This is a genomic window from Pseudomonas qingdaonensis, from assembly GCF_018398475.1.
GTDB classification, from domain to species: Bacteria; Pseudomonadota; Gammaproteobacteria; order Pseudomonadales; family Pseudomonadaceae; genus Aquipseudomonas; species Aquipseudomonas palmensis.
In genome coordinates this window covers 5,294,971-5,313,627 of the sequence record NZ_CP074676.1, presented here as the reverse complement: position 1 = coordinate 5,313,627, position 18,657 = coordinate 5,294,971, and the positions used below count along the sequence as shown (strand labels likewise).

Annotated in this window: 16 protein-coding genes and 1 tRNA gene; all 17 read left to right on the top strand. The window is 57.4% G+C overall.

What is annotated here, in order from left to right; all coding sequences use genetic code 11:
• Positions 1–16 precede the first annotated feature (16 nt).
• The 17 genes from KH389_RS24365 (at position 17) to rplW (ending at position 18,648) form a co-directional block, all read left to right on the top strand.
• Positions 17–92, top strand: a tRNA-Trp gene (locus tag KH389_RS24365).
• Positions 93–137: 45 nt separating this feature from the next.
• Positions 138–506 (top strand): preprotein translocase subunit SecE, encoded by a 369-nt coding sequence (secE, locus tag KH389_RS24360; protein ID WP_043861940.1) that lies wholly within the window; start codon positions 138–140, stop codon positions 504–506.
• 9 nt (positions 507–515) lie between these two features.
• Positions 516–1,049, top strand: coding sequence for a transcription termination/antitermination protein NusG (gene nusG, locus KH389_RS24355; protein WP_043861939.1), 534 nt, complete (start codon positions 516–518; stop codon positions 1,047–1,049).
• 119 nt (positions 1,050–1,168) lie between these two features.
• Positions 1,169–1,600, top strand: coding sequence for a 50S ribosomal protein L11 (gene rplK / locus KH389_RS24350; RefSeq protein WP_028944937.1), 432 nt, complete (start codon positions 1,169–1,171; stop codon positions 1,598–1,600).
• A complete protein-coding gene (gene rplA / locus KH389_RS24345) occupies positions 1,600–2,295 on the top strand; it encodes a 50S ribosomal protein L1 (RefSeq protein WP_043861938.1) in 696 nt (231 codons plus the stop codon). The genes rplK and rplA overlap by 1 nt, the downstream gene beginning before the upstream one ends.
• 200 nt (positions 2,296–2,495) lie before the next feature.
• On the top strand, positions 2,496–2,996 hold the full coding sequence (gene rplJ, locus KH389_RS24340; RefSeq protein WP_043861937.1) for a 50S ribosomal protein L10: 501 nt from the start codon (positions 2,496–2,498) through the stop codon (positions 2,994–2,996).
• Positions 2,997–3,074: 78 nt separating this feature from the next.
• Complete coding sequence (gene rplL, locus KH389_RS24335; protein ID WP_043861936.1) at positions 3,075–3,440, top strand: 50S ribosomal protein L7/L12; 366 nt, start codon at positions 3,075–3,077, stop codon at positions 3,438–3,440.
• Positions 3,441–3,659: 219 nt separating this feature from the next.
• The gene (gene rpoB, locus KH389_RS24330; protein ID WP_043861935.1) at positions 3,660–7,733 is read left to right on the top strand and encodes a DNA-directed RNA polymerase subunit beta; all 4,074 of its coding nucleotides are present in this window, start codon (positions 3,660–3,662) and stop codon (positions 7,731–7,733) included.
• A 64-nt stretch (positions 7,734–7,797) separates the two neighbouring features.
• Positions 7,798–11,997, top strand: a complete 4,200-nt coding sequence (rpoC, locus tag KH389_RS24325) for a DNA-directed RNA polymerase subunit beta' (RefSeq protein WP_054916698.1) — start codon at positions 7,798–7,800, stop codon at positions 11,995–11,997.
• Between the two features lie 203 nt (positions 11,998–12,200).
• Positions 12,201–12,572: a 30S ribosomal protein S12 gene (rpsL, locus tag KH389_RS24320; protein WP_003186084.1), complete on the top strand. Its 372-nt coding sequence runs from the start codon at positions 12,201–12,203 to the stop codon at positions 12,570–12,572.
• Between the two features lie 120 nt (positions 12,573–12,692).
• Complete coding sequence (gene rpsG / locus KH389_RS24315) at positions 12,693–13,163, top strand: 30S ribosomal protein S7 (protein WP_008089143.1); 471 nt, start codon at positions 12,693–12,695, stop codon at positions 13,161–13,163.
• 30 nt (positions 13,164–13,193) lie between these two features.
• Complete coding sequence (fusA, locus tag KH389_RS24310) at positions 13,194–15,341, top strand: elongation factor G (RefSeq protein WP_043861933.1); 2,148 nt, start codon at positions 13,194–13,196, stop codon at positions 15,339–15,341.
• A 30-nt stretch (positions 15,342–15,371) separates the two neighbouring features.
• Positions 15,372–16,565, top strand: coding sequence for an elongation factor Tu (gene tuf / locus KH389_RS24305; RefSeq protein ID WP_043861932.1), 1,194 nt, complete (start codon positions 15,372–15,374; stop codon positions 16,563–16,565).
• A gap of 143 nt (positions 16,566–16,708) precedes the next feature.
• Entirely contained in the window at positions 16,709–17,020 is a 312-nt protein-coding gene (gene rpsJ, locus KH389_RS24300) for a 30S ribosomal protein S10 (RefSeq protein ID WP_003186070.1), read from the top strand.
• 81 nt (positions 17,021–17,101) lie between these two features.
• Positions 17,102–17,737, top strand: coding sequence for a 50S ribosomal protein L3 (gene rplC, locus KH389_RS24295; RefSeq protein WP_043861931.1), 636 nt, complete (start codon positions 17,102–17,104; stop codon positions 17,735–17,737).
• Positions 17,738–17,749: 12 nt separating this feature from the next.
• Positions 17,750–18,352 (top strand): 50S ribosomal protein L4, encoded by a 603-nt coding sequence (gene rplD / locus KH389_RS24290; RefSeq protein WP_010220305.1) that lies wholly within the window; start codon positions 17,750–17,752, stop codon positions 18,350–18,352.
• Positions 18,349–18,648 carry a 50S ribosomal protein L23 gene (gene rplW, locus KH389_RS24285; protein ID WP_009397515.1) on the top strand — a complete coding sequence of 100 codons (300 nt, stop codon included), beginning with the start codon at positions 18,349–18,351 and terminating at the stop codon, positions 18,646–18,648. The genes rplD and rplW overlap by 4 nt, the downstream gene beginning before the upstream one ends.
• The last annotated feature ends 9 nt before the right edge of the window (positions 18,649–18,657 follow it).

Below are 18,657 nucleotides of genomic sequence, written 5' to 3'. Positions count from 1 at the left end.
GGCCTGATAAGCTTTTAGGTCAGTAGCTCAATTGGCAGAGCGACGGTCTCCAAAACCGTAGGTTGGGGGTTCGATTCCCTCCTGACCTGCCAGATTCACCTTGTGTGTCTGGCTTTCTTTTCACAGGATCCTCCTAGATGACTCCCAAGTCTGAAGCCCAAGACTCTCGTTTTGATCTGCTCAAGTGGCTGGCTGTTGTCGCTTTGGTGGTGGTAGGCGTGGTCGGAAATCAATATTACTCCGCTTCGCCGATTCTGTATCGCGTTATTGCACTCCTCGCTCTTGCTGCTGTTGCTGGCTTTGTTGCCTTGCAGACTGCAAAGGGCAGGTCGTTCTTTGCGCTGGCAAAGGAAGCTCGCACCGAGATTCGTAAAGTCGTATGGCCAACCCGCCAAGAGACCATGCAGACCACCCTTATTGTGGTGGCTGTTGTCCTGGTCATGGCGCTGCTGTTGTGGGGGCTCGATTCCCTGCTCGGCTGGTTGATTTCCTTGATTGTTGGCTAAGGGTGTCCTGTGGCTAAGCGTTGGTATGTTGTGCATGCTTACTCGGGTTACGAGAAGCATGTGATGCGCTCGCTCATCGAGCGCGTAAAGCTGGCTGGCATGGAAGATGGCTTCGGCGAGATTCTGGTCCCCACTGAAGAAGTGGTTGAAATGCGCAATGGCCAGAAGCGCAAAAGCGAGCGTAAGTTCTTCCCGGGCTACGTGCTGGTTCAGATGGACATGAACGAAGGGACTTGGCACTTGGTCAAGGACACCCCTCGTGTCATGGGCTTCATTGGTGGTACCGCAGACAAGCCTGCACCCATCACCGATAAAGAAGCCGAGGCCATTCTGCGTCGCGTTGCCGATGGCAGCGACAAGCCGAAGCCGAAAACGCTGTTCGAGCCAGGTGAAGTGGTTCGTGTTGTAGACGGTCCGTTTGCTGATTTCAACGGCACGGTCGAAGAGGTTAACTACGAGAAGAGCCGGCTCCAGGTAGCGGTGCTCATCTTCGGTCGCTCTACTCCGGTGGAGCTTGAGTTCAGCCAGGTCGAAAAGGTCTAGCAGAACGACGCATCCCATACCCCGCAGCCCCATGTGCTGCGGGGTTTTGTCGTCACTGGGATAAAACGCAAGTAATCCGGGGAGCCTTCTGGCGCTTGTACCCGATATTGGAGTAGCTCATGGCTAAGAAGATTCAGGCTTACATCAAGCTGCAAGTAAAGGCCGGCCAGGCCAACCCAAGTCCACCCGTCGGCCCAGCACTGGGTCAACACGGTGTGAACATCATGGAATTCTGCAAGGCCTTCAACGCCCGTACCCAGGGTCAAGAAGCCGGCCTGCCGACTCCTGTGATCATCACTGTATACAGTGACCGTAGCTTCACTTTCGAAACCAAAAGCACCCCTGCTTCGGTTCTGCTGAAGAAAGCAGCTGGCCTGACCAGCGGTTCTGCGCGTCCGAACACCGTCAAAGTCGGTACTGTGACCCGTGCTCAGCTGGAAGAGATCGCAAAAACCAAAAATGCTGATCTGACCGCTGCTGACATGGAAGCGGCCGTGCGTACCATCGCCGGTTCCGCTCGCAGCATGGGCCTCAACGTGGAGGGTGTGTAATGGCTAAGCTGACCAAACGCCAAAAGGCTATCGCTTCGAAAATCGAAGCGGGCAAAGTCTACAACTTCGAAGAAGCAGCAGTGCTGCTGGCCGAACTGTCTACCGTGAAGTTCAGCGAGTCCTTCGACGTAGCCGTTAACCTGGGCGTTGACCCACGTAAATCCGACCAGGTCGTTCGTAGCGCTACCGTGCTGCCACACGGCACTGGCAAGACCGTACGTGTTGCCGTGTTCACCCAGGGTCCAGCTGCCGAGGCCGCTCTGGCTGCCGGCGCTGACCGTGTAGGCATGGACGATCTGGCTGCCGAAATGAAAGGCGGCGACCTGAACTATGACGTCGTTATTGCCTCCCCGGACGCAATGCGTGTTGTAGGTCAGCTGGGTCAGGTTCTGGGTCCTCGCGGCCTGATGCCTAACCCTAAAGTTGGCACCGTAACTCCAGACGTAGCCACCGCGGTCAAAAACGCCAAGGCTGGTCAGGTTCGCTACCGTACCGACAAAAACGGCATCATCCACACTTCCGTTGGCAAGATCGGCTTTGAAGCCGTCAAGCTGAAGGAAAACGTTGAAGCCCTGATCGCTGATCTGAAGCGTATCAAGCCAGCTTCCTCGAAAGGTATCTACGTCAAGCGCGTTACCCTGAGCACCACCATGGGCCCAGGTCTGGTAATCGATCAAGGTTCCCTGAACGCGTAAGACCGCGATGGGCGCGAGCAATTGCGCCCGTCAGCAAAAATTGGGGTCCCTGCCTGGCGGGGGCTATCCAAGACCGTAGGCGGCGCAAGCCTTAAACCTCAAGCCTACGCAGATGGTGCCCCTGATTCCTTACCGAGTCAGACACCAAAACGACATTCGGCTTCGGCTGGATGAAACGGTAACAAGCAGGAGTTTTACCCGTGGCAATTAAACTCGAAGACAAGAAGGCCATCGTCGCTGAAGTCAACGAGGCTGCCAAAGTCGCTCTGTCCGCTGTCGTGGCTGATGCCCGTGGTGTGACTGTAGGCGCAATGACCGGACTCCGTAAAGAGGCTCGTGAAGCTGGCGTTTACGTACGTGTTGTACGTAACACCCTGCTCAAGCGCGCTGTTGCCGACACTGAATTCAGTGTCCTCAACGACGTGTTCACCGGCCCTACCCTGATCGCGTTTTCCAACGAACACCCGGGCGCTGCTGCCCGTCTGTTCGCTGAGTTCGCCAAGGGTCAGAGCAAGTTCGAGATCAAGGCAGCTGCGTTCGACGGCAAGTTCCTTGCCGCAAACCAGATCGACGTGTTGGCTTCCCTGCCGACCCGCGACGAGGCCATTGCGAAGCTGATGAGCGTGATCCAAGGCGCGACCAGCAAGCTGGCTCGTACTCTGGCAGCCGTTCGCGACCAGAAAGAAGCTGCTGCTGCCTAAGGCACCGCAAGCCCTTTCGAAATCATACGTTTAATTTGATGGCTGCGTAGGCTGTCACCCCAATACAGGATTTAAGTCATGTCTCTGACTAACGAGCAAATCATCGAAGCAATCGGCCAGAAAACCGTTCTGGAAGTTGTTGAGCTGATCAAAGCAATGGAAGAAACCTTCGGCGTTACCGCTGCTGTTGCCGCTGCTGGCCCAGCTGCTGCCGCTGCCGTTGTTGAAGAACAAACCGAGTTCAACGTTGTTCTGGTTGCCGCTGGCGACAAGAAAGTAAACGTGATCAAGGCTGTTCGTGAACTGACCGGCCTGGGCCTGAAAGAAGCCAAGGAAAAGGTTGATACCGCTCCTCAAGTCGTTGCTGAAGGCGTTTCGAAAGAAGCCGCTGACAAAGCCAAGGCTGACCTGGAAGCAGCAGGCGCTACCGTCGAACTGAAGTAATTTCGACTGTGCGTCTCCAGCCCGAGCGACAAGCGAAAGGCTGATGGCTGGTGGCTTTTGCCACCGGCCTTTTTCCGTTATTGGCAGCCGATCAGGTCGGCGCCGATGACGAGCGGTAACCACCGATGACGGTGGCGCAAACCATGGGGTTTGCACGATTTTCTGGCTGCTCCCGTCGGGAGAAGCCAAACAAGCAGGTGACCAAGCTGGGGAACGCTGATGGCTTACTCATACACTGAGAAAAAACGTATCCGCAAGGACTTTAGCAAGTTGCCGGACGTCATGGATGTGCCTTACCTCCTGGCCATCCAGCTGGATTCGTATCGTGAATTCTTGCAGGCGGGAGCGACTAAAGATCAGTTCCGCGACGTGGGCCTGCATGCGGCCTTCAAATCGGTTTTCCCGATCATCAGCTACTCCGGCAATGCTGCCCTGGAGTACGTTGGCTATCGTCTGGGCGAACCGGCCTTTGATGTCAAAGAATGCGTACTGCGCGGGGTAACCTACGCGGTACCGCTGCGCGTGAAAGTCCGCCTGATCATTTTCGACAAAGAATCGTCGAACAAAGCGATCAAGGACATCAAAGAGCAAGAAGTCTACATGGGTGAAATCCCCCTGATGACTGAAAACGGTACCTTCGTAATCAACGGTACCGAGCGTGTTATCGTTTCCCAGCTGCACCGCTCGCCAGGCGTGTTCTTCGACCACGACCGTGGCAAGACGCACAGCTCGGGCAAGCTGCTGTACTCGGCGCGGATCATTCCTTACCGCGGCTCGTGGCTGGACTTCGAATTCGATCCGAAAGACTGTGTATTCGTCCGTATCGACCGTCGTCGCAAGCTGCCGGCTTCCGTACTACTGCGCGCGCTGGGCTACACCACCGAAGAAGTACTGAACGCGTTCTACACCACCAACGTATTCCACGTGGCGGGCGAAAAGCTCAGCCTGGAACTGGTGCCACAACGCCTGCGTGGTGAAATCGCGGTCATGGACATCCATGACGACAGCGGCAAGGTGATTGTCGAGCAGGGTCGTCGTATTACCGCTCGCCACATCAACCAGCTGGAAAAGGCTGGTGTCAAATCCCTGGACGTGCCGCTGGAATACGTTCTGGGCCGCACCACCGCCAAGGCGATCGTGCACCCGGCTACCGGTGAAATCCTGGCCGAATGCAACACCGAGCTGACCACCGAAGCACTGGTGAAGATCGCCAAGGCTCAGGTCGTTCGCATCGAGACCCTGTACACCAACGACATCGACTGCGGTCCGTTCATCTCGGATACCCTGAAGATCGACTCCACCAGCAACCAACTGGAAGCGCTGGTCGAGATCTATCGCATGATGCGTCCTGGCGAGCCGCCAACCAAGGATGCCGCAGAGACCCTGTTCAACAACCTGTTCTTCAGCGCCGAGCGTTACGACCTGTCGGCTGTTGGTCGCATGAAGTTCAACCGTCGTATCGGTCGTACCGAGATCGAAGGTTCGGGCGTGCTGAGCAAGGAAGATATCGTCGAGGTCCTCAAGACCCTGGTCGACATCCGTAACGGCAAAGGCATCGTCGACGACATCGACCACCTGGGTAACCGTCGCGTGCGCTGTGTCGGCGAAATGGCCGAGAACCAGTTCCGCGTTGGCCTGGTGCGTGTAGAGCGCGCGGTCAAAGAGCGTCTGTCCATGGCTGAAAGCGAAGGCCTGATGCCGCAAGACCTGATCAACGCCAAGCCGGTAGCGGCGGCGGTGAAGGAGTTCTTCGGTTCGAGCCAGCTGTCCCAGTTCATGGACCAGAACAACCCGCTGTCCGAGATCACCCACAAGCGTCGTGTCTCGGCACTCGGCCCTGGTGGTCTGACCCGTGAGCGCGCAGGCTTCGAAGTCCGTGACGTACACCCGACCCACTACGGCCGCGTGTGCCCGATCGAGACCCCTGAAGGTCCGAACATCGGTCTGATCAACTCCCTGGCGGCCTATGCCCGCACCAACCAGTACGGCTTCCTTGAGAGCCCGTACCGCGTGGTGAAAGAGGGTGTGGTTACCGACGACATCGTGTTCCTGTCGGCGATCGAAGAAGCTGATCACGTCATCGCACAGGCTTCGGCCACGATGGACGCGAAGAAGCAACTGATCGACGAACTGGTAGCGGTCCGTCACCTGAACGAATTCACCGTCAAGGCGCCGGAAGACGTCACCCTGATGGACGTTTCGCCAAAGCAGGTAGTTTCTGTTGCCGCGTCGTTGATTCCGTTCCTCGAGCACGACGACGCCAACCGTGCGTTGATGGGTTCGAACATGCAGCGTCAGGCTGTACCGACTCTGCGCGCCGACAAACCGCTGGTAGGTACCGGCATGGAGCGCAACGTTGCGCGTGACTCCGGCGTTTGCGTCGTGGCTCGTCGTGGCGGTGTGATCGATTCCGTCGACGCCAGCCGTATCGTGGTGCGTGTTGCAGATGACGAAGTTGAAACCGGCGAAGCTGGTGTCGATATCTACAACCTGACCAAGTACACCCGCTCGAACCAGAACACCTGCATCAACCAGCGTCCGCTGGTGAGCAAGGGTGATGTGGTTCAGCGTAGCGACATCATGGCCGACGGCCCGTCCACCGACATGGGTGAGCTGGCTCTGGGTCAGAACATGCGCATCGCGTTCATGGCGTGGAACGGCTTCAACTTCGAAGACTCCATCTGCCTGTCCGAGCGTGTGGTTCAGGAAGATCGCTTCACCACGATCCACATCCAGGAACTGACCTGTGTGGCCCGTGACACCAAGCTTGGCCCAGAGGAAATCACCGCGGACATCCCGAACGTGGGTGAGGCTGCGCTGAACAAGCTGGACGAAGCCGGTATCGTCTACGTGGGTGCTGAAGTCGGCGCTGGCGACATTCTGGTCGGCAAGGTCACGCCAAAAGGCGAGACCCAGCTGACGCCAGAAGAAAAACTGCTGCGTGCGATCTTCGGCGAGAAGGCCAGCGACGTCAAAGACACCTCCCTGCGTGTGCCGACCGGCACCAAGGGTACTGTCATCGACGTACAGGTCTTCACTCGCGATGGCGTCGAGCGCGACAGCCGTGCGCTGTCCATCGAGAAGATGCAGCTGGACGAGATCCGCAAGGACCTGAACGAAGAGTTCCGCATCGTTGAAGGCGCAACCTTCGAACGTCTGCGCAGCGCCCTGAACGGTCAGGTCGTCGAAGGTGGTGCCGGCCTGAAGAAAGGTTCGGTCATCTCCAACGAAGTGCTGGACGGTCTGGAGCACGGCCAGTGGTTCAAACTGCGCATGGCCGAAGACGCGCTGAACGAGCAACTCGAGAAGGCCCAGGCCTACATCGTTGATCGTCGCCGTCTGCTGGACGACAAGTTCGAAGACAAGAAGCGCAAGCTGCAGCAGGGCGATGACCTGGCACCGGGCGTACTGAAGATCGTCAAGGTCTACCTGGCAATCCGTCGTCGCATCCAGCCGGGCGACAAGATGGCCGGTCGTCACGGTAACAAGGGTGTGGTCTCCGTGATCATGCCGGTCGAAGACATGCCGCACGACGCCAACGGTACGCCGGTGGACGTGGTACTCAACCCGTTGGGTGTACCTTCGCGTATGAACGTCGGTCAGATCCTCGAAACCCACCTGGGCCTGGCGGCCAAGGGCCTGGGCGAGAAGATCAACCGCATGCTCGAAGAGCAGCGCAAGGTCATCGAGCTGCGCAAGTTCCTCACCGAGATCTACAACGAGATCGGTGGTCGTCAGGAAAGCCTGGAAGACTTCTCCGACCAGGAAATCCTCGACCTGGCGAAGAACCTCAAAGGCGGTGTGCCAATGGCCACTCCAGTCTTCGACGGTGCCAAGGAAAGCGAAATCAAGGCCATGCTGAAACTGGCAGACATGCCGGAAAGCGGTCAGATGCAGCTGTTCGACGGTCGTACCGGCAACAAGTTCGAGCGTCCAGTGACCGTTGGTTACATGTACATGCTCAAGCTGAACCACTTGGTGGACGACAAGATGCACGCGCGTTCCACTGGTTCTTACAGCCTGGTTACCCAGCAGCCGCTGGGTGGTAAGGCGCAGTTCGGTGGTCAGCGTTTCGGGGAGATGGAAGTGTGGGCGCTGGAAGCATACGGCGCGGCATACACCCTGCAAGAAATGCTCACAGTGAAGTCGGACGATGTGAACGGTCGGACCAAGATGTACAAGAACATCGTGGACGGCGATCACCGTATGGAGCCGGGCATGCCCGAGTCCTTCAACGTGTTGATCAAAGAGATTCGTTCGCTCGGTATCGATATCGATCTGGAAACCGAATAACACGTGACGCGAATCGGGAGCGCGGCTGAAAAGCCCGCTCCCTGCTCCGCCAGGAGGAAAGGCCTTGAAAGACCTACTGAATTTGCTGAAAAACCAGGGTCAAGTCGAAGAGTTCGACGCCATCCGTATCGGATTGGCCTCGCCTGAGATGATCCGTTCGTGGTCGTTCGGTGAAGTAAAAAAGCCGGAAACCATCAACTACCGTACGTTCAAGCCTGAGCGTGACGGCCTGTTCTGCGCCAAGATCTTTGGCCCAGTCAAGGACTACGAGTGCCTGTGCGGCAAGTACAAGCGCCTGAAGCACCGTGGCGTGATCTGCGAGAAGTGCGGTGTTGAAGTCGCGCTGGCAAAAGTTCGTCGTGAGCGCATGGCGCACATCGAGCTGGCCTCGCCTGTTGCCCACATCTGGTTCCTGAAGTCGCTGCCGTCGCGTATCGGCCTGCTGATGGACATGACCCTGCGTGATATCGAGCGCGTTCTCTATTTCGAGAGCTATGTCGTTATCGACCCGGGCATGACCACCCTGGAAAAAGGTCAGCTGCTGAACGACGAGCAGTACTTCGAAGCGCTGGAAGAGTTCGGCGATGACTTCGACGCCCGCATGGGTGCCGAGGCCGTCCGCGAACTGCTGCACGCTATCGACCTGGAGCACGAGATTGGCCGCCTGCGCGAAGAGATTCCGCAGACCAACTCGGAAACCAAGATCAAGAAGCTGTCCAAGCGACTGAAGCTGATGGAGGCCTTCCAGGGCTCGGGCAACCTGCCTGAGTGGATGGTCCTGACCGTTCTGCCGGTTCTGCCGCCAGACCTGCGTCCACTGGTTCCGCTGGATGGCGGTCGTTTCGCGACCTCCGACCTGAACGACCTGTACCGTCGGGTGATCAACCGTAACAACCGTCTGAAGCGCCTGCTCGACCTGTCTGCGCCTGACATCATCGTGCGCAACGAAAAGCGCATGCTGCAGGAAGCGGTCGACGCACTGCTCGACAACGGCCGTCGCGGCCGCGCCATCACCGGCTCGAACAAGCGTCCTCTGAAATCCCTGGCCGACATGATCAAGGGTAAGCAAGGTCGTTTCCGTCAGAACCTGCTCGGTAAGCGCGTTGACTACTCGGGTCGTTCGGTAATTACCGTAGGTCCGACCCTGCGTCTGCACCAGTGCGGTCTGCCGAAGAAAATGGCCCTCGAGCTGTTCAAGCCGTTCATTTTCGGCAAGCTGGAAATGCGTGGTCTGGCGACCACCATCAAGGCTGCCAAGAAGATGGTCGAGCGCGAGTTGCCAGAGGTGTGGGACGTTCTTGCCGAAGTGATTCGCGAACACCCCGTACTGCTCAACCGTGCACCGACCCTTCACCGTCTGGGTATCCAGGCGTTCGAGCCGGTACTGATCGAAGGCAAGGCCATCCAGCTGCACCCGCTGGTCTGTGCCGCGTACAACGCCGACTTCGACGGTGACCAGATGGCCGTGCACGTGCCGCTGACGCTGGAAGCCCAGCTCGAAGCGCGCGCGCTGATGATGTCGACCAACAACATCCTGTCGCCAGCCAACGGTGAGCCGATCATCGTTCCTTCGCAGGACGTTGTACTGGGTCTGTACTACATGACCCGCGAAGCCATCAATGCCAAGGGCGAAGGTCGCGTATTCGCCGACCTGCAGGAAGTCGACCGCGTATTCCGCGCCGGCGAAGCGGCCCTGCACGCCAAGATCAAGGTTCGTATCAACGAAACCGTGAACGATCGTGATGGCGGCAGCGTTAAGAACACCCGCATCGTCGACACCACTGTCGGCCGTGCACTGCTGTTCCAGGTTGTACCGCCAGGTCTGTCGTACGACGTGGTCAACCAGCCGATGAAGAAAAAGGCGATCTCCAAGCTGATCAACCAGTGCTACCGCGTGGTTGGTCTGAAAGAGACCGTCATCTTCGCTGACCAGCTGATGTACACCGGTTTTGCCTACTCGACCATCTCCGGCGTTTCCATCGGTGTTAACGACTTCGTTATCCCGGATGAAAAAGCCCGCATCATCGGTGCTGCCACCGACGAAGTGAAAGAGATCGAGAGCCAGTACGCCTCCGGCCTGGTAACCCAGGGCGAGAAGTACAACAAGGTCATCGACCTGTGGTCCAAGGCGAACGACGAAGTGTCCAAGGCGATGATGGCCAACCTCTCGAAAGAGAAGGTCATCGACCGCGAAGGCAACGAAGTCGAGCAGGAGTCCTTCAACTCGATGTACATGATGGCTGACTCCGGGGCCCGGGGTTCGGCAGCTCAGATTCGTCAGTTGGCCGGTATGCGTGGTCTGATGGCCAAGCCGGACGGCTCGATCATCGAGACGCCGATCACCGCGAACTTCCGCGAAGGTCTGAGCGTACTGCAGTACTTCATCTCGACTCACGGTGCGCGTAAGGGTCTTGCGGATACCGCGTTGAAAACCGCGAACTCCGGTTACCTGACCCGTCGTCTGGTAGACGTGGCGCAGGATCTGGTGGTTACCGAGATCGACTGTGGCACCGAGCAGGGTCTGGTCATGACCCCGCACATCGAAGGCGGCGACGTTGTAGAGCCGCTGGGTGAGCGCGTACTGGGTCGTGTAATCGCCCGTGACGTGTTCAAGCCTGGCACCGACGACGTCATCGTTCCGGCCGGTACTCTGGTCGACGAGAAGTGGGTCGAGTTCATCGAGCTGAACAGCATCGACGAAGTGATCGTGCGTTCGCCGATCAGCTGCGAAACCCGCTACGGCATCTGCGCCAAGTGCTACGGTCGCGACCTGGCTCGCGGTCACCAGGTGAACATCGGTGAAGCTGTCGGCGTTATCGCTGCACAGTCGATCGGTGAGCCGGGTACCCAGCTGACCATGCGTACGTTCCACATCGGTGGTGCTGCAAGCCGTACCTCGGCTGCCGACAGCGTCCAGGTGAAGAACGGCGGTATGGTTCGTCTGCACAACCTCAAGCAGGTTGAGCGTGCCGACGGCAACCTGGTTGCCGTATCGCGTTCCGGCGAGTTGGCGATTGCCGACGAGTTCGGTCGTGAGCGCGAGCGTTACAAGCTGCCTTACGGCGCCGTGATTTCGGTGAAGGAAGGCGACAAGGTCGACGCTGGCGCCATCGTCGCCAAGTGGGACCCGCACACCCACCCGATCGTTACCGAAATGAAAGGTACCGTGACCTTCGTGGGCATGGAAGAAGGCATCACGATCAAGCGTCAGACCGACGAATTGACCGGCCTGACCAACATCGAGGTTCTGGACGTCAAAGACCGTCCGGCTGCAGGCAAGGAAATCCGTCCTGCAATCAAGATGGTCGACGCCAGCGGCAAGGATCTGCTGTTGCCAGGTACCGACGTACCGGCTCAGTACTTCCTGCCAGCCAACGCCCTGGTCGGTGTGGCTGACGGTGCACAGATCGGTGTTGGTGACGTTATCGCGCGTATCCCGCAAGAAACGTCCAAGACCCGTGACATCACCGGTGGTCTGCCGCGCGTTGCCGACCTGTTCGAAGCGCGCCGTCCGAAAGAAGCCTCGATTCTGGCTGAAGTCAGCGGTACCATCGCCTTCGGTAAAGAGACCAAGGGCAAGCGCCGTCTGGTCATCACCCCGAACGATGGCAGCGATCCGTACGAAGAGCTGATTCCGAAGTGGCGTCACCTGAACGTCTTCGAAGGCGAACAAGTGAACCGCGGCGAAGTCATCTCGGACGGTCCTAGCGATCCGCACGACATTCTGCGTCTGCTGGGTGTTAGCGCGCTGGCCAAGTACATCGTCAACGAGATCCAGGACGTTTACCGTCTGCAAGGCGTGAAGATCAACGACAAGCACATCGAGACCATCCTGCGTCAGATGCTGCGTAAGGTCGAGATTGCCGAGTCGGGCGACTCCAGCTTCATCAAGGGCGACCAGATGGAACTGACCCAGGTACTGGTAGAGAACGAGCGCCTTGGCGCGGAAGACAAGTTTGTCTCCAAGTTCACTCGTGTACTGCTGGGTATCACCAAGGCCTCGCTGTCCACCGAATCGTTCATCTCGGCGGCTTCCTTCCAGGAAACCACCCGCGTACTGACCGAAGCGGCGGTAACCGGCAAGCGCGACTACCTGCGCGGCCTGAAAGAAAACGTGGTCGTGGGTCGTCTGATCCCGGCCGGTACCGGTCTGGCCTACCACAGCGAGCGCAAGCGTCGCCGTGATGCCGACAAGCCGTTGCGTGTTAGCGCCAGTGAAGTGGAAGCTGCACTGACCGAAGCGCTGAACTCCAGCGGCAACTAAAGCGTAGGGCCCTGGCGGCCCTCACCCGATCTTCGCGACATAATCTGTTGCGAAGGGGAGGGTGGGGGATGTCGGGGCCTTGCCTTGACGAGGGGCAAGATCCTCTTTAGACTCTTGTACCCCTAAATTTGGTGGGACTTCGTCCTGCCATTTTGCTTTTCTTGCAAGACAATAGCGTCGCAAGACAACAGTGGAGCTAGTAGATGGCAACTATCAACCAGCTGGTACGTCAGCCGCGTAAGCGTATCGTCGAGAAATCCGACGTTCCTGCGCTGCAGAACTGCCCGCAACGTCGTGGCGTGTGCACCCGTGTGTACACCACCACGCCGAAAAAACCTAACTCGGCACTGCGTAAAGTATGCCGTGTGCGTCTGACCAACGGTTTCGAGGTTTCCTCGTACATCGGTGGTGAAGGCCACAACCTGCAAGAGCACAGCGTGGTACTGATCCGCGGCGGTCGTGTAAAAGACTTGCCAGGTGTTCGTTACCACACCGTTCGCGGCTCCCTGGATACCTCCGGCGTCAAAGGTCGTAACCAAGGTCGTTCGAAGTACGGTACCAAGCGTCCGAAGTAATCGGCCGTTTGCAGCAATTTGCAGTTATCAATTTTATTGAGTCGATAAGAGTAAGGTCGGGCACGCAACCTCTGGGTTCCCTGTCCCGAGCTAACCTGAAGACCGTTTGAGGGCTTATCAATGCCAAGACGTCGTGTAGCAGCCAAGCGTGAGATTCTGGACGATCCAAAATACGGATCGCAGATTCTCGCCAAGTTCATGAACCACGTGATGGAAAGCGGCAAGAAGGCCGTTGCCGAGCGTATCGTTTACGGTGCGCTGGACAAGGTCAAAGAACGCAAGAACAGCGATCCCCTGGAAATCTTCGAGAAAGCTCTCGACGCCATCGCTCCGCTGGTCGAAGTGAAGTCGCGCCGTGTTGGCGGTGCTACTTACCAGGTTCCGGTCGAAGTTCGTCCGTCCCGTCGTAACGCCCTGGCAATGCGCTGGTTGGTAGACTACGCGCGCAAGCGCGGCGAGAAGTCTATGGCCCTGCGCCTGGCCGGCGAATTGCTGGATGCTGCTGAAGGCAAAGGTGCTGCAGTCAAGAAGCGTGAAGACGTACACCGTATGGCCGAAGCCAACAAAGCGTTCTCGCACTACCGCTTCTAATTCAGGCATCACTATTTTTGCGAGGGCTCTATGGCTCGTACTACACCAATCAACCGCTACCGTAACATTGGTATTTGCGCGCACGTTGACGCGGGCAAGACCACTACTACCGAGCGGATCCTGTTCTACACAGGCCTGAGCCACAAACTGGGCGAGGTGCATGATGGCGCCGCGACCACCGACTGGATGGTGCAGGAGCAGGAGCGGGGTATCACCATTACCTCCGCTGCTGTCACTACCTTCTGGAAAGGCTCCAAGGGTCAGTATGACAACTACCGCGTAAACGTCATCGATACCCCCGGCCACGTTGACTTCACCATTGAAGTTGAGCGTTCGCTGCGTGTACTCGACGGCGCTGTCGTTGTGTTCTGCGGTACCTCCGGCGTTGAGCCACAGTCCGAAACCGTATGGCGTCAAGCCAACAAGTACGGCGTTCCACGTGTTGTATACGTGAACAAGATGGACCGTGCCGGTGCCAACTTCCTGCGCGTCGTAGGTCAGATCAAGAACCGTCTGGGTCACACCCCGGTTCCTGTTCAGCTGGCCATCGGTTCGGAAGAGAACTTCCAGGGTCAGGTCGATCTGATCAAGATGAAGGCTATCTACTGGAACGAAGACGACAAAGGCACCACCTATCGCGAGGAAGAAATTCCTGCCGATATGCTGGAGCTGGCTCAAGAGTGGCGCTCCAACATGGTTGAAGCGGCTGCCGAGTCCAGCGAAGAGCTGATGAACAAGTACCTGGAAGGCGAAGAGCTGACCGTCGAAGAAATCAAGGCCGGTCTGCGCGCGCGTACCCTGGCCAGCGAGATCGTTCCGGCTGTCTGTGGTTCGTCGTTCAAGAACAAGGGCGTTCCCCTGGTTCTCGACGCCGTTATCGACTTCCTGCCTGCTCCTACCGAGATTCCTGCGATCAAGGGTATCCACCCTGACCTGATCGAGAAGCCAAAGGAAGAGCTGGTCGACGCCGACTACGACGAGCGTCATGCCGACGACAACGAGCCGTTCTCGGCTCTGGCGTTCAAGATTGCCACCGACCCGTTCGTTGGTACTCTGACTTTTGTCCGTGTTTACTCGGGTATGCTGCAGTCCGGCGACTCCGTGATCAACTCGGTCAAGGGCAAGAAAGAGCGCGTTGGTCGTATGGTGCAGATGCACGCCAACCAGCGTGAAGAAATCAAGGAAGTACTGGCCGGCGACATCGCTGCTCTGATCGGCATGAAGGACGTCACCACTGGTGACACCCTGTGCAACGCCGACAAGCCGATCATCCTCGAGCGTATGGACTTCCCTGAGCCTGTGATTTCGGTAGCTGTCGAGCCGAAAACCAAGCAGGACCAGGAAAAGATGGGTATCGCACTGGGCAAGCTGGCTCAGGAAGACCCGTCGTTCCGCGTCAAGACCGACGAAGAAACCGGCCAGACCATCATCTCGGGTATGGGCGAGCTTCACCTGGACATCCTCGTTGACCGCATGAAGCGCGAATTCAACGTCGAAGCCAACATCGGTAAGCCGCAGGTTTCCTATCGCGAGCAGATCACCAAAGACAACGTCGAAATCGAAGGCAAGTTCGTTCGTCAGTCCGGTGGTCGCGGTCAGTTCGGTCACTGCTGGATCCGCTTCTCGCAGCCAGACGTGGACGCACACGGCAACATCACCGAAGGCCTGGTTTTCACCAACGAGGTTGTGGGTGGTGTGGTTCCGAAGGAATACATCCCGGCGATCCAGAAGGGTATCGAAGAGCAGATGAAGAACGGCATCGTTGCCGGCTATCCGCTGATCGGCCTGAAGGCAACCGTGTTTGATGGTTCCTACCACGACGTCGACTCTAACGAGATGGCGTTCAAGGTGGCGGCCTCCATGGCGACCAAGCAACTCGCAGCCAAAGGCGGCGGTAAGGTGCTTGAGCCGATCATGAAGGTAGAAGTTGTGACCCCTGAGGACTACATGGGTGACGTGATGGGTGACCTGAACCGTCGTCGTGGTCTGATCCAGGGTATGGAAGATTCGGTGTCCGGCAAGGTTGTCCGTGCTGAAGTTCCGCTCGGAGAGATGTTCGGTTATGCGACCGACGTTCGTTCCATGTCCCAGGGTCGCGCGAGCTACTCCATGGAATTCTCCAAATACGCTGAGGCTCCGTCGAACATCGTCGAAGCGCTCGTTAAAAAACAAGGCTGATTCAGTCCTTTAGGCTAGGAGTTAATTGTCGTGGCTAAAGAAAAATTTGATCGTTCCCTTCCGCACGTCAACGTTGGCACCATCGGTCACGTTGACCACGGTAAAACCACTCTGACCGCAGCTCTGACTCGCGTCTGCTCCGAAGTTTTCGGTTCCGCAGTCGTTGAATTCGACAAGATCGACAGCGCTCCAGAAGAGAAAGCTCGCGGTATCACCATCAACACCGCTCACGTTGAGTACAACTCGACCATTCGTCACTACGCTCACGTCGACTGCCCAGGTCACGCTGACTACGTGAAGAACATGATCACCGGTGCTGCCCAGATGGACGGCGCGATCCTGGTTTGCTCGGCTGCCGATGGTCCGATGCCACAAACCCGTGAGCACATCCTGCTGTCCCGTCAGGTTGGCGTTCCGTACATCGTGGTCTTCCTGAACAAGGCTGACCTGGTAGACGACGCTGAGCTGCTGGAACTGGTCGAGATGGAAGTTCGCGACCTGCTGTCCACCTACGACTTCCCAGGCGACGATACCCCGATCATCATCGGTTCGGCTCGTATGGCGCTGGAAGGCAAAGACGACAACGAAATGGGCACCACCGCTGTCAAGAAGCTGGTTGAGACTCTGGATACCTACATCCCAGAGCCTGAGCGCGCTATCGACAAGCCGTTCCTGATGCCAATCGAAGACGTATTCTCGATCTCGGGTCGTGGTACCGTTGTTACCGGTCGTATCGAGCGTGGCATCGTCCGCGTTCAAGACGCCCTGGAAATCGTTGGTCTGCGTGACACCACCACCACCACCTGCACCGGTGTTGAGATGTTCCGCAAGCTGCTGGACGAAGGTCGTGCTGGCGAGAACTGCGGCGTGCTGCTGCGCGGCACCAAGCGTGACGACGTTGAGCGTGGCCAGGTTCTGGTCAAGCCAGGTTCGGTCAAGCCGCACACCAAGTTCACCGCAGAAGTCTATGTTCTGAGCAAGGAAGAAGGCGGCCGTCACACTCCGTTCTTCAAAGGCTACCGTCCACAGTTCTACTTCCGTACTACTGACGTGACTGGTAACTGCGAGCTGCCAGAAGGCGTTGAAATGGTAATGCCAGGTGACAACATCCAGATGACTGTCACTCTGATCAAGACCATCGCGATGGAAGACGGTCTGCGCTTCGCTATCCGTGAAGGCGGTCGTACCGTCGGCGCCGGCGTCGTAGCCAAAATCATCGAGTAATCGTTGATCGTTTAGAAAGGCCCCCGCTTTTGCGGGGGCTTTTTTATTGGGTTGACACTCAGTGGGGGTGTCTATAGAATCACGCCTCCTTTTAACGGGCGTAGTGCGCCCGGTGGGAATAGCAGCCTGGAGTCTGAAATCCAATGCAAAATCAGCAAATCCGTATCAGGTTGAAGGCTTTTGACCATCGCCTGATCGACCAATCCACCCAGGAAATCGTGGAAACCGCGAAACGTACTGGTGCTCAAGTGCGTGGTCCAATTCCACTGCCTACCCGTAAAGAGCGGTTCACCGTTCTGGTCTCCCCGCACGTCAACAAAGACGCGCGTGACCAGTACGAGATCCGTACTCATAAGCGCGTACTGGACATCGTCCAGCCAACGGATAAAACCGTTGATGCTCTTATGAAGCTCGATCTTGCGGCAGGCGTGGAAGTGCAGATCAGCCTCGGCTAAGACTCGGGTCTTAGTCGTGTAACGCTCTGAAATGGGCGGCCATAGCGGGTGAAAGCCCCGTACACTCATGAGGTTTACAACATGACTATTGGTGTAGTCGGTCGTAAATGCGGTATGACCCGTATTTTCACCGAAGAAGGTGTCTCCATTCCGGTCACGGTCATTGAGATCGAGCCGAATCGCGTCACCCAGTTCAAAACCGAAGAAACTGATGGCTATCGCGCAGTGCAAGTCACTGTTGGCGAGCGTCGCGCTTCGCGTGTGACTGCTGCTCAAGCAGGTCACTTCGCTAAAGCGAACGTTGCCGCTGGTCGCGGTGTCTGGGAATTCCGTCTTGAAGAAGGCGAGTACCAGGCTGGCGACTTGATCAATGCAGAAATCTTCGCTGCTGGCCAAATGGTAGACGTTACCGGTCAGTCGAAAGGTAAAGGCTTTGCCGGTACCATCAAGCGTTGGAATTTCCGCGGTCAAGACAATACCCACGGTAACTCCGTTTCCCACCGCGTCCCGGGCTCTATCGGCCAGTGCCAGACTCCTGGTCGTGTATTCAAGGGCAAAAAAATGTCCGGTCACATGGGCGCCGAGCGCGTGACCGTTCAGTCCCTCGAAGTAGTGCGCGTCGACGCTGAACGCAATCTGTTGCTGGTCAAGGGTGCCGTTCCTGGCGCTACTGGCGGCAATCTGGTTGTGCGTCCGGCTGCCAAGGCTCGCGGTTAAGGGGAAGCTGACATGCAACTAAATGTAAATGACGCTCAAGCGATCGAAGTTTCCGAACTGACTTTCGGCGGCGAATTCAACGAGACGCTGGTACACCAAGCAGTCGTGGCCTACATGGCCGGCGGCCGTCAGGGCACCAAGCAGCAGAAAACCCGTTCCGACGTTGCTGGTGGCGGCAAGCGCCCATGGCGTCAGAAAGGCACTGGCCGCGCTCGTGCCGGTACTATCCGTAGCCCAATCTGGCGTGGCGGCGGTACCACTTTCGCAGCTCGTCCTCAAGACCACTCGCAGAAGCTCAACAAGAAGATGTACCGCGCAGCAATGCGTTCCATCCTCGCCGAGCTGGTGCGTACCGACCGTCTGGTCGTGGTTCAGGACTTCGCTGTTGAAGCACCGAAAACCAAAGACCTGCTGAACAAACTGAACGGCATGGGTCTGAGCGACGTACTGATCGTTTCTGATGCTGTTGATCAGAATCTGTACCTGGCTGCTCGCAACCTGCCGCACGTCGATGTACGTGACGTACAGGGTTCCGATCCGGTCAGTCTGATCGCATACGACAAGGTGTTGATCACCGTGTCGGCCGTGAAGAAATTCGAGGAGCTGCTGGGATGAACCAGGAACGCGTATTTAAAGTTCTACTTGGCCCGCACGTTTCCGAGAAGGCCACGGTTCTGGCTGACAAGAAAGGCCAGTTCGTTTTCAAGGTTGCTACCGACGCAACCAAGCTGGAAATCAAGAAGGCCGTCGAAAGCCTGTTCAGCGTGAAAGTGGAAAGCGTGACTACCCTGAACGTTCTGGGTAAGACCAAGCGTACCGCTCGCGGTCTGGGCAAGCGTAATGACTGGAAGAAGGCGATCATCTCCCTTCAACCCGGCCAAGATCTCGATTTCAGCAGCAGTGCTGAGTAAGGAAGGGGT